Here is a 10,928-nt window from a genome sequence, read left to right on the forward strand (position 1 = left end):
TGGTCCGTGGTCCGTGGTCCTTTGTCCGTGGTTCCTTGTCCGTGGCCTGCCGTCCGTGGTCCGTGAGAGAAGCGCCGGCGCCGCGGCGCCCTTTTGGCCTGCCGTGAGAGCAATCTAATTCCTCCTTAATCTCCGTTTCATCTTGTGGTGCGAAGGTATGGGGCCGTTCCCCGGTCGCTGGCGAGGTTCGCGCCTGGGGCCGGGCGTCACAGGAGGGATCCATGATCCAGGCGGAGAACCTGACCAAGTACTACGGCGAGGTGCAGGCCCTGCGGGAGGTCTCGTTCCGGGTGGAGCAAGGCGAGATCGTGGGGCTGCTGGGCCCCAACGGGGCGGGGAAGACCACCGCCATGAAGATCCTCACCTGTTTCCTGCCCCCCTCGTCGGGCACCGCGCGCGTCGCCGGCCACGACATCTTCGACGCTCCCCTCGCGGTGAAGCGCAGCGTCGGCTACCTGCCCGAGGAGCCGCCGGTCTACCCGGAGCTCACGGTGGAGGAGTACCTGGCCTACGCCGGACGCCTCAAGGGGCTCGCACGGGGCGAGGTCAAGGCCGCCCGGGCCCGGGTCATGGAAAAGTGCGGGCTGGGTGACGTGGCCGGGCGCCTCATCGGCAACCTCTCCAAGGGGTACCGCCAGCGGGTGGGGCTGGCCCAGGCCCTCATCCACAACCCCCCGGTCCTCATCCTCGACGAGCCCACCGTGGGCCTCGACCCCGCCCAGATCATCGAGATCCGGGGCCTCATCCAGGATCTGGCCCGGGAGCACACGGTGGTGCTCTCCACCCACATCCTCCCCGAGGTCACGGCCACCTGCCAGCGCATCATCATCATCAACGAGGGGTCCATCGTGGCGGTGGACACCTACGAGAACCTCTCCCTGCAGGTGGGCACGAGCCGGCGCATCCTGCTCAAGGTGCGTCGGCCGGGGCCGGAGCTCGCCGACACCCTGCTCGCGCTGCCGGGGGTGCTGGCGGTGCACCAGGAATCCGACGGGGCCTACCGGGTGGAGGCCCGCCAGGACCGGGACCTTCGCGAAGAGGTGGCCCGGGCCGCCGTGGAGAGCGGCGCGGGCCTCCTGGAGCTCGCCGGGGTGGCCGTAAGCCTGGAGGAGGTGTTCCTGCGCCTCACCACCGAGGAGAAGGAGGGCACGGCATGAGCCGGGCGCTGATCATCGCTGCGAAGGAGCTGCGCACCTACCTCGTCTCCCCCGTGGCCTGGGTGGTTGCCACGGTATTCCTTGCCGTGACGGGGCTCCTCTTCTACAACGTCATGGCCTGGTATACCCTCCAGAGCTTCCAGCTGCTCCAGTTCCAGCAGATGGGCCAGATGGACCAGTTGGGGCAGCTCAACGTCAACCGCCTGGTCTTCGAGCCCACCTTCCACAACATGGCGGTGACGCTGCTGCTGCTCGTGCCCATCGTCACCATGCGGCTCCTGGCGGAAGAGAAGAAGGGCCGCACCGCCCAGCTCCTCTTCACCTCGCCCGTGCGCCTGGGGGAGATCGTGGCGGGCAAGTACGCGGCCGCGCTCCTGCTGCTCTCGGCGGTCCTCTTCCTTACGGCCTACATGCCGCTCATGGTCTGGACCTACGGATCGCTGGACTGGGGGCCCATCCTCACGAGCTACCTCGGGATGGTGCTCCTCACGGGCGCCTTCGTCTCTTTCGGCCTGTTTGCGTCGAGCCTCACGGAGAACCAGGTGGTGGCCGCGGTGCTCACCTTCGGCATCCTGCTCGTCTTCTGGCTCCTGGGGTGGGCGTCCCAGACCGGGGGCGAGCTGGGGCCGCTCTTCGAGCACATCTCGATCATCACGCACCTCGACCCCTTCCTCCGGGGGGTGGTGGAGCTCCAGCACGTCGCCTACTACGTCTCGGTTTCGGCCTTCGGCCTGTTCCTGACCCACCGCGTGCTCGACTCGGCCCGCTGGAGGTGAGCGCATGACCCCCTTGGACCACCCCCGCGTCACCGCGCGGAACACGAGCAAGATGGCGGGCATCGCCGGGGCGCTCCTGGTGCTGGCCGCGGTCTTCGTGGCCGCCTACTATCCGACCCAGAAGGGCGTGCTCGCGGTGCTGGCCGTGGCCGGCGGGGCGGCGCTGTTCTTCTTCTTCATCGCCGAGCGGCGGCTGGTAGCCCGGGTTCCGGGGAGCCGGGCGGCCCGGTACGGGGCCAACGCCGTGGCCATCACGCTCGCCTTCGCGGGGATCCTGGTGCTGCTCAACCTCCTGGCCGTGCGGCACAATGTCCGGTGGGACCTCACGGAGGACAAGCGCTTTACCCTCTCGGAGCAGACGGTGAAGGTGCTCCGGGGGCTCCAGCGCGACGTGCAGGTCACCGCCTTCTTCGCCGAGGCCTCCGAGGGGCGGGAGCGGATGCGGCGGCTCCTGGACGACTACGCCGGGCACACCACCCGCCTCCAGGCGACCTTCACCGACCCCGACCGCAACCCCGCCTTGGCGCGCCAGCACGGCATCCGCGAGTACGGCACCACCGTGTTCGAGAGCGGCGACCAGAGCTACCGCATCACCGAGACCTCCGAGGAGGCCCTCACCAACGCCCTGGTGCGGGTGAGCCGCGAGGGGAGGAAGACCGTGTGCTTCCTCTCCGGCCACGGGGAGCGCAGCATCGAGGATACCCAGCGCACGGGCTACGCGGCGGCCCGCCGGGCCCTGGAGGACCAGGGGTTTGCCGCCCGGGAGGTCCTCCTCCTGCGCGATCCCGAGGTGCCGGAGGACTGCGCGGTGCTGGTAGCAGCCGGCCCGGCCAAGCCGGTGCTCGACTCCGAGCTCGCGGCGCTCTCCGCCTTCCTGGAGGGCGGCGGAAAGGCCCTGGTGCTCCTGGACCCCCAGACCGACACGGGCCTGGAGCCCCTGCTCGAGGGCTGGGGCGTGACCGCCCGGGGCGACCTGATCATCGACACCATGAGCCGGCTCTTCGGGGGCTCCTACACCACCCCCATCGTCACCGAGTACCCGCCCCACGAGATCACCCGGGGCTTCCAGCTCGCCACCTTCCTGCCCCTGGCCCGGAGCCTGGGGGAGTCCGCCCTCCCCGAGGGCGTGACCTTCCACCCCCTGGCTCGCACGACCGCCCAGTCCTGGGGCGAGACCGACCTCGTAAGCGACAAGGCCGCCTTCGACCCCACCCAGGACCACAAGGGGCCCCTCACCGTGGCCGCCCTGGTGGAGCGCCGGGGCGAGGACGGCCAGCCGGACACCCAGCTCGCGGTGGTGGGCGACTCGGACTTCGCCGACAACACCAACTTCGGCTTCTCGGGCAACGGCGACTTCTTCCAGAACCTGGTGAGCTACCTGGCCAAGGAGGAAGACCTGATCTCCATCCGCCCGAAAGACACCAGGCCCTCCCCCCTCGTGCTCACCCGGGCCCAGGGCGCCACCCTCTTCTACGGCAGCGTGGTGGTGGCGCCGCTCGTGCTCGTGCTCGCCGGCTTGGGCATCTGGTGGCGGCGGAGGAATTTGTAAGAGCGGTGCCGATCCGACCGATCGGTCGGATCCGTCGGATCGGTCCGATGCGGCTCCTCCCCAACCTGCAACCCGCAACGAGCAGCCTCGATGAAATTCAAATCCACCTGGATCATGCTCGCCGTGCTCGCCGCCCTGGGCGGGTACTTCTACTTCGTGGAGGAGCCGCGCCGGGAGGCGAAGCAGGAGGCCGAGAAGGCAGAGGGGCTCCTCTTCCCGGGCGTTTCCGCCGACGCGATGACCGAGCTCTCCCTTGAGGGGTCGGGGGCCCGGGGATCCGTGCGGGTGGTCCGGGGGGCGGACGGCACCTGGTCCGTGGCGGAACCCTGGGAGGACCGGGCCGACGAGGGCCGGGTGCGCACGCTGCTTGCGGACCTGGGGGCCCTCAAGGGCCAGCGCGAGGTGGCCGAGGCCGGGGCGGACCTAGCGCCCTTCGGGCTCGCCGAGCCCGAGGTGGCCGTGCGGGCGGCGGGTCCCGACGCGGTCGTGTCCCTGGCCGTGGGGGGCCTCAATCCGGCGGGCGACGCCCGCTACGTGCGGGCCGGGCAGGGGCCCGTGCGCCTGGTCTCGGCCTCGGCGGTGGGCCCTTTCCTGGAAGAGCCCTCGGAGCTTCGCAGCAAGGACGTGCTCGCCGACTTCCCCTGGACGGGCCTGTCCGCCCTGGAGCTTCGCCGTCCGGAGGGGGAGACCGTGCGCCTGGCCCGCTCCGGCGAGACCTGGACCCTGGAGGCCGGCCTGGCGGAGGCTTCCGGCGCGCAGGCCGACCCCGACGCCGTCAGCCGCCTCACCGACAAGCTCCGGTGGGCCCGGATCAGCCGGTTCCTGGATGAAGAGCCCGCCCGGGCCGAGGCGGCGCTGGCCGGGGGCACGGCCGTGACCCTCGTGGCCGAGGACGGCACCCAGGCGCTGCTGCGGCTCGCCTCGGTGGAGGGCGCCGCCTGGGCGGCCCGGGACGGCCGCGACGCCCTGTTCACCGTGGGCAGCGACGTGCTGGACGCCCTGGAGGTCCCGGCCGAGTCCCTGCGCCGCCGCAAGCCCGTGCTCGTGAAGGCCTGGAAGGTGGAGCGCCTCGAGCTCGCCCTGGCCGATCGCCCCGAACCCCTAGCCTACGAAAAGGCCGAGGGCGTCTGGGCCCGGGGCGGCTCCCTCGTGGAGGGCGAGGAGTTTGCCGCCCTCCAGGACTACCTGCGGGTGCTGGAGAGCGCCGCCGCCGCCGAGGTGATCGACGGCGTGCCCGAGGGGGCCCCAGCCGAGTACGGCCTGGCCGCCCCCCTCCTCTCCGCGCGCGTCGTCGGCGAGGACGGCGCCGAACAGGGCTTCACGCTCGGGGAGCTGGGAGGCGAGCTCTACGCCCGCGCCGGCGGTTCCGGCCCGGTGTACCGCATGCCCGAGGAATACCTGGAGGGCGCCCGCGGCCTGTTCGACGCTGCCCGCCCCGCCCAAGCCTCTCCCGCCCCGGACGAGTAGCGCGCGCTCCCGTCTACGCTGCCTCCCTCTTCTGTGCGATCCCGGGTTCGGGTTGACCGGGCCTCGGGCAGCTGCCTACAGTGTGGGCCGGTGGAGAAGGGCGGGCGGCGCCAAGCCCAGATCCTTCATCGTCGCGGAAGAGAGGGCGCCCTGCGGGGACCAGCCCCGCTCGTCGTAGTAGTCGGCCACCAGACCCTCGAAGAAGGCCTCCCCGAGAGGCGGGCGGTCCGAACCCTGGACCTGTAGGGCTTCCCGCACGAACTTGGCTGGGGGCCGATCGTCGGCTCGGGTGGCGCCTTCCCGGGCATTAAAGGCCCGCTTGGCGTTGAGCCCCCGTTCGCCACCCTGAAGGATCTGCGCCGGCGTGATCTCCAGGCCGGTCAAGGTGCGGTACAGCTCGGCCCACAAGGGCATGTCGAATCGCTGGTACATGGCGAAGGTGCAGACGCCCAGGGCGTCCATGGCGAAGCTGAAGTCCTCGACCCACTTGGTGAGCCGGCCCACGCTGTACCCTGCGGGCCCCTGGGTGACGCGCCCGACCGCGTCCGGGGGCGCCCCGATTCGCTCGGCGTACTTCTGGGTGCGGCCGCGCATCTTGTCGGGCGCTCCCCCCATCATGGTGAAACTGACCATGCTCCCGTGGCCGCCCCGCGGGTTCACCATCTGGCTGAAGGCGTCGCAGGAGAGGACCGCCCGCGGATCGAGCATGACCCCCATCCCCTTGACCTCGACCGCGTGCGGGGCGAATTGCGGCCCGAGAACCTGGAGCACGCCTCGGATGCCCTGCGCAAAGGCTTCCCCGAAACCGTCTCGCCGCACCATCTTGTCGAGCATTCGGGCGGCAGCCTCCGCCGAACCCCACCGAAAGTCGATGCCGTCCGTCTGCTGGGAGCTGACGAGCCCCTTTTCCTGAAGCTCTGCCACCAGGGCGAACATGTCGGCGAACTCGTACCAGTCGATTCCCATCCGGTTGCAGGTGCGGCCCAGGGAGAGAATGTCTTCCCAGCCGCGGATGTCGCAGTAGCTGCCCAGGCTCTGTACGACCGAGTTGACGCAGCCGATGGCCATGGAGTCTCCGGAGTGCCTTCCGACCCGGGGCTTGATGTGGTGCTTGCAGCCCACGGGGCAGCTCATGCAGGCCACGTCCCCCTGCTTGAAATCCTGCAAGAAGGCCTCGACCGAAAAGCCCGCCTGCGTGGAATCAGGAGCGGTTCCCTGGTAGTTCCGGCCCGGGATGAGGCCCAACTTGGTCATGCCTTCCAGGCTGATGAGGGTGCCCATCCTGCGCCAATCGGCCAGGCCCGGCTGCGCCCGAAACTGCTCGTAGGCCGTGCGCAGGACCGAGGAGAACCGGGTCGCGTCCGCCACCGGGATGCTCCCTGTGCCGCGCACGACGATGGCTTTGAGCTTCTTCGAGCCCATCACCGCACCCGAGCCCCCCCGCGCGTACGCCGTGCACTTGTCCACGACGATCCCCGCCGCGGCGAGGAGGTTTTCGCCGGCGGGCCCGATGGCCATGACCATGCAGTCACCGCCCTCTCGATCCCACAGTGCCTCCGCGGTGTCGTAGGTGTCCATCCCCCACAGGCCGGAGGCGTCGCGCAGCTGTACGTCGTCGTCCTCGATGCGCAGGTACACGGGCCCCTGGGAGCAACCCGTAACGGCGAGGTGGTCGAAGCCGGCCATCCGCAGCATGCCGAGATGGCCGCCGCCGCTGGAGCCCAGCAAGCCGGTAAGCGGGGACCGATAGGTGACGTTGGATTTGCCCGCTCCGGGGATCAGGGTTCCCACGAACGGGCCGCTCCCGAAGATGAGGCTGTTGGCTGGAGAGAGCGGGGGGGTGCCCCGGGGGATGAGGTCCAGCGCCAACCTCGCGTTGGCACACCCGCCCCCGAGGTAGTCCCGCAGCCAGTCGCGCGGCAGCGCTTCGGACCTTGCAGCGCCCGATCCCACGTCCACGTGGAGCATCTTTCCCAGATATCCGCCCTGTGCCATGATCGCTCTCCTCGTTCGCTCAGGCTTCCGCCAGCACGCCATACTCGCAGAAGGGCACGCACAGCCCGCACCCGGTGCACTCGTCGAGAACGCGAGGCTGAAAGGCGTTCTCGTTCTTGACCCTCTCGATGCGAATGCTGGCAGCCGCGAGGCTGAACGCGCGGGTGTTCTCGAACGAGCAGGCCAGGGCGCAGAGCCTGCACCCGGAGCAGTTTTGCGGCGCGGCGATGGTGAGCATCTCTGTCTCCTTTCTCGTGGCCTTCTTACAGCCGTTCCTGCGGTGGTCCAGAACCGTTGGGCTGCCGTCCCGTGCGTTCGAAGCGGTTGTCAGCGCTGCGCTCGCGGGGGAGCTTCCCAGAAAGAGACACGACAGGATCCCACTCTGACGCAGGATCGTACCTGGAGGAGCTTTTCCCGTCTGCCGCCGTGGAACGCGAGACGTCAGGAGGAGCTCCCTAGACCGGCTTCCATCAAGGGAAAACCGTCGGTGCCAGTCTCTTCCGGGGAGCCTGCGTCTTCGCCTTTGCATGTGCAGCGGTTCATTGTGCATGCAAATCTTTCGCCACTCGCGACTGCTCGAGTTCGAGCGGGCAGCGGTCGCCACCACGGCATCGGCGGCGCAGGGCTGTCAGCGAGGTCGTCGAAATCCTGGTGCCATTGCCCACCCGCATCCGGGCGAGCGGGCTGCGGGACATGGGCGCGCTTCCCGGGCGCTTCCGCGAATTCAGCGGGCAGGGCGAGAAGGTTCGCTTCGCCTACCCCCCGAACTGCCGTTTCGCATACTCCCGCACGCTGGTAGCCAGGTCCGGCTCCCAGCCGCCCCGGTAGACGATGGCGGTGGCGAGCTCTACGGCGAGGATGGCGCAGCGGATCTTGAGGGGCAGCCGGCCCACGCGGCGGCGCAGCGCCGGGTCGCGGCCCACCAGGGCGGGCAGGTGGGCCAGGAGCACCCGGCGCATCAGGGGGTCGGCGGCCAGCCCGGGGTGGGCAAGGAAGAAGGCGAAGAGGCGCTCGTAGTGGGCGTTGATCTCGGCGCTCAGGGCGTCGGAGATCTCGGTGTAGAGGCGCGTGCCTCCGGCCTCCCGGTGGCGCCGGAAGATGAGGCGGGCCTCCTCCTCCGCCCGCATCTCGAGGATGGCCAGCACGTCGGCCACGTATGCGGCCTTCCGGGCCAGGAACTCGGCGTCGCTCAGGAGCAGGTTGGCCAGGATCTCGTAGGAGGAGGAGATGACGCCGCACTTGTTGGCCGAGGCGTCGCGCAGCACCACCACCCCGCGGCGCTGGAGTTCCGCCCGGGCGGCGGGGGTGACGAACGAGTTGGCCCCCTCTACCACCGCACCCACCAGCGCCGTGCCGTCCTCCCGGAAGAAGCGGCCCACGTTGTTGGCGTCCACCGTCTCCGGCCGGCCGCCGCCGGGGACGAAGAGGTCTGCCGGTACGGAGGTGATGAGGCCGTCGAACTCCCGGTGGAAGTCGTCGGCGGTGACCCACTGCTCCTCGACCCCCGAAGGGGTGCGCCGGAGCTTGCGGTAGAGCTCCTTCAAGCCTTCCTGGCGCCGGCCCCGGCGCAGGAGGAGGAACCCGCCCGGGTGGAGGCGCCCGGGGTCGAAGGCGTCGAGGTCGGCCTGGAGGATCAGGCGCGAGAGCTCCTCCCGGTCGGCCCCCTCTGGATCGAAGAGCGCCCCCGAGCCCGCCACGATGACCTTGAGGCGCGCCCGGGGACACCGGGTCAGCAGCAGCCGCATGGCGTTTCCCGCCACGTCGCCGTTGGTGCCGCCGGTGAGGGTGACGTCGAAGGGGTCGGTCCGGGGCTCGATCCCCAGCTCCCGCAGGACGGTCTCCGCCATGGTGACGACCCCCAGCGAGGTGACCCCGTACTCCTTGTGGTTGATGCCCACCCGCTTGCTGGACATGATCCCCTTTCCCAGCAGGTACCCGCGTCCGGCGGCCTGGCGGGCGATGAGCTCGATCATGGCGTCGTGCATGTTCTCGTCGGGGCCGAGCTCGATGGGCTCGTCCTCCCCGTAGTAGTCCACGACCCGGGGGTGGCGGGCGCGGCCGTTGTGCGTCACGAAGAGGTCCAGGAAGGCGTTGAGGAACCCGTACTGGAGCTTGTAGAGCCGCTGGGTCCGGAGCTCCGCCTCCGCCGGGGCGGCCAGGTCCGAGACGTCGAGGGCCACCACCATCTTGGAGCCGCCCTCGTAGATGTCCTTGTTCTTGAGGTGCTGGGTGTGGGCCAGCACGTACACCTCGCGAAAGAGGGTGTTGGTGGCGGTGAGGAAGTCGTCGGCAGAGCGGCACAGCACCGTGCGCCACCCGCCCCGGGCGATGTCGGAGAAGCCCACGTGGTAGCCGGCCCCGTGGCGGCCGTAGAAGAAGGTGACCCGGAAGGGGTCGCCCGCCGGAAGATCGGCCGTGAGCTCCTCTCCCAGGTCCTTGAGATAGGCGGGGTCGAGGCGGAAGGCCAGGGCGTGCTTCTCGGGGACGAAGAAGTTCGTCTTGAGGGTGCGGGTGGCGAGCAGCAGCGCCGTGCGGAAGATCGTGCGGCGCACCTCGTCCAGGTGGCGGTGGCCGGTGTTGTAGCCCGAGACCAGGGCCTCGGCGGCGGCCAGGGCCTCGGCGCAGGCTGCGTCCCGGTCGGCCACGTCGGGGTCGAACCGGGCCCGGAAGAGCCGGGCCAGGGCCAGGCACACGTCGGGGCTCGCGTGGAAGGCCCGCCGGACCTCCCCCAGGTCGAAGCGGTCGGGCTGGGCGTGGGCGAGGCTCGTGTGGCAGAAGGCGACGAGGGCGTTGGTGAGGGAGGCTTCTTCTCCCGTCATCACCCGGTCCGCCACGAATCCAGTATAGGTGTGGCCCGCGGTGGAAAGGATCTGGGTGTTGTAGAGCTCGGCCTGGAGGGTGCGAAAGAGCTCCGAGTGCTTCTCCAGGAGGCCGCCGTCCCGGGTCGTGACGTAGAAGGTGCCGAGGAAGTAGGGGTGGACGCCGGTGGAGACGAGCAGGCAGTAGGACCGGCGCACCGCGAGGCCGAGGCGGTGGAAGACCTCGAGCACCTGGGCCAGGAACCCGCGCTCGTCGGGGTTGCCCACGGCAAAGAGCAGCCGCGACTCCCGGTGGTGGAGCACGTCCTGGGTGTTCTCCACGTCGAGGAAGAGGCCGTCGTGGCGGCGGCCCTGCTGGTAGAGCCACAGCACCCGGGCCACCCGCTCGGGGGGAGAGATCCGCACGTAGGCCTCGTCGTTGCGCCACAGGAGGCCCAGGCACTTGTCGAGCTCCCCGAAGTCGAAGGTGGGGTAGAGGGCGCGGAGCGCCCGGGCCACGGCCCGGCGGGTGGACGCGGGGGCCGGGGCCGGCCCCGCCTGGGCGATGAGCGCGTGGGGCTTGCGGTCGAACTCGAAGCGCTGGATCTCCACCTCGCAGCACAGCTCGGGAATCGGCCGGTAGGAGTGGGTGATCTCGGCGTAGGAGAGGGGCCGGCTGGGAAGGGCCAGGAGCGCCTCGTAGACCGAACCGGGGCGGTTCAGGCACGCCCAGACGAGCTTCTTCTCCCGGTCCACCAGGGTGATCCGCCTGTCTTCCGCCAGGGACGCCAGCCCCGAGGCCAGGTTGACCACGGCGGCCGGGTCGTCGGCCATGGTGATGAAAAAGTAGGGATGCATGCACTCCTGGAGCCACGCGAGGCTCCGAGACGCAGACTCTCCGTGGGCCCGCAGGGCCTGGCGAAAGAGGCGGTGGGTGCGGCGCCGGGCTTGGGGATTCATGGGTCCTCCCTGTTCCCCCCCTCGATCGAAATCGAAATCGCTATCGGTATCGAAATCGAAATCGGTCTCGATTCCGATCGCGGCCGTTGTGATCCCTCTCCCCTCAAGGGGAGAGGGTCAGGGTGAGGGGTGGTTCCCGGGCCGCCGCGCCAGCTCGCCCCCTCACCCCAGCCCTCTCCCCCCCAGGGGGGAGAGGGAGAGATCGCCGCAGGGTGGGACGATTCCC

The 10,928-nt window shown here is 70.0% G+C and carries 7 protein-coding genes; 4 read left to right on the plus strand and 3 right to left on the minus strand.

Features of this window, described 5'->3' with window-relative positions; translation table 11 throughout:
• Positions 1-221: 221 nt before the first annotated feature.
• The 4 genes from AB1578_17930 (at position 222) to AB1578_17945 (ending at position 4,949) form a co-directional block, all read left to right on the plus strand.
• Positions 222-1,157 (plus strand): ABC transporter ATP-binding protein, encoded by a 936-nt coding sequence (locus AB1578_17930; protein ID MEW6489773.1) that lies wholly within the window; start codon positions 222-224, stop codon positions 1,155-1,157.
• Complete coding sequence (locus AB1578_17935; GenBank protein MEW6489774.1) at positions 1,154-1,933, plus strand: ABC transporter permease subunit; 780 nt, start codon at positions 1,154-1,156, stop codon at positions 1,931-1,933. The genes AB1578_17930 and AB1578_17935 overlap by 4 nt, the downstream gene beginning before the upstream one ends.
• Positions 1,934-1,937: 4 nt before the next feature.
• Positions 1,938-3,482 carry a GldG family protein gene (locus AB1578_17940; GenBank protein MEW6489775.1) on the plus strand — a complete coding sequence of 515 codons (1,545 nt, stop codon included), beginning with the start codon at positions 1,938-1,940 and terminating at the stop codon, positions 3,480-3,482.
• A gap of 90 nt (positions 3,483-3,572) precedes the next feature.
• Positions 3,573-4,949 carry a DUF4340 domain-containing protein gene (locus AB1578_17945; GenBank protein MEW6489776.1) on the plus strand — a complete coding sequence of 459 codons (1,377 nt, stop codon included), beginning with the start codon at positions 3,573-3,575 and terminating at the stop codon, positions 4,947-4,949.
• Positions 4,950-5,024: 75 nt separating this feature from the next.
• Here the strand turns inward: AB1578_17945 and AB1578_17950 are convergent, their stop codons facing one another.
• The 3 genes from AB1578_17950 to AB1578_17960 all read right to left on the minus strand — a co-directional run bounded on the left by AB1578_17950 (position 5,025) and on the right by AB1578_17960 (position 10,702).
• Positions 5,025-6,944, minus strand: coding sequence for an aldehyde ferredoxin oxidoreductase C-terminal domain-containing protein (locus AB1578_17950; GenBank protein ID MEW6489777.1), 1,920 nt, complete (start codon positions 6,942-6,944; stop codon positions 5,025-5,027).
• A 19-nt stretch (positions 6,945-6,963) separates the two neighbouring features.
• Entirely contained in the window at positions 6,964-7,182 is a 219-nt protein-coding gene (locus tag AB1578_17955) for a 4Fe-4S dicluster domain-containing protein (protein ID MEW6489778.1), read from the minus strand.
• Between the two features lie 517 nt (positions 7,183-7,699).
• The gene (locus AB1578_17960) at positions 7,700-10,702 is read right to left on the minus strand and encodes an NAD-glutamate dehydrogenase domain-containing protein (protein ID MEW6489779.1); all 3,003 of its coding nucleotides are present in this window, start codon (positions 10,700-10,702) and stop codon (positions 7,700-7,702) included.
• Positions 10,703-10,928: the final 226 nt, after the last annotated feature.

It is taken from the genome of Thermodesulfobacteriota bacterium, assembly GCA_040756475.1.
Taxonomy (GTDB): Bacteria; Desulfobacterota; Deferrisomatia; order Deferrisomatales; family JACRMM01; genus JBFLZB01.

Excerpts from the sequence above, each read along its gene's own strand:
- AB1578_17930 (MEW6489773.1), top strand. The coding sequence starts at position 222 with ATGATCCAGGCGGAGAACCTGACCAAGTACTACGGCGAGGTGCAGGCC.
- AB1578_17935 (MEW6489774.1), top strand. The coding sequence starts at position 1,154 with ATGAGCCGGGCGCTGATCATCGCTGCGAAGGAGCTGCGCACCTACCTC.
- AB1578_17940 (MEW6489775.1), top strand. The coding sequence starts at position 1,938 with ATGACCCCCTTGGACCACCCCCGCGTCACCGCGCGGAACACGAGCAAG.
- AB1578_17945 (MEW6489776.1), top strand. The coding sequence starts at position 3,573 with ATGAAATTCAAATCCACCTGGATCATGCTCGCCGTGCTCGCCGCCCTG.
- AB1578_17950 (MEW6489777.1), bottom strand. The coding sequence starts at position 6,944 with ATGGCACAGGGCGGATATCTGGGAAAGATGCTCCACGTGGACGTGGGA.
- AB1578_17955 (MEW6489778.1), bottom strand. The coding sequence starts at position 7,182 with ATGCTCACCATCGCCGCGCCGCAAAACTGCTCCGGGTGCAGGCTCTGC.
- AB1578_17960 (MEW6489779.1), bottom strand. The coding sequence starts at position 10,702 with ATGAATCCCCAAGCCCGGCGCCGCACCCACCGCCTCTTTCGCCAGGCC.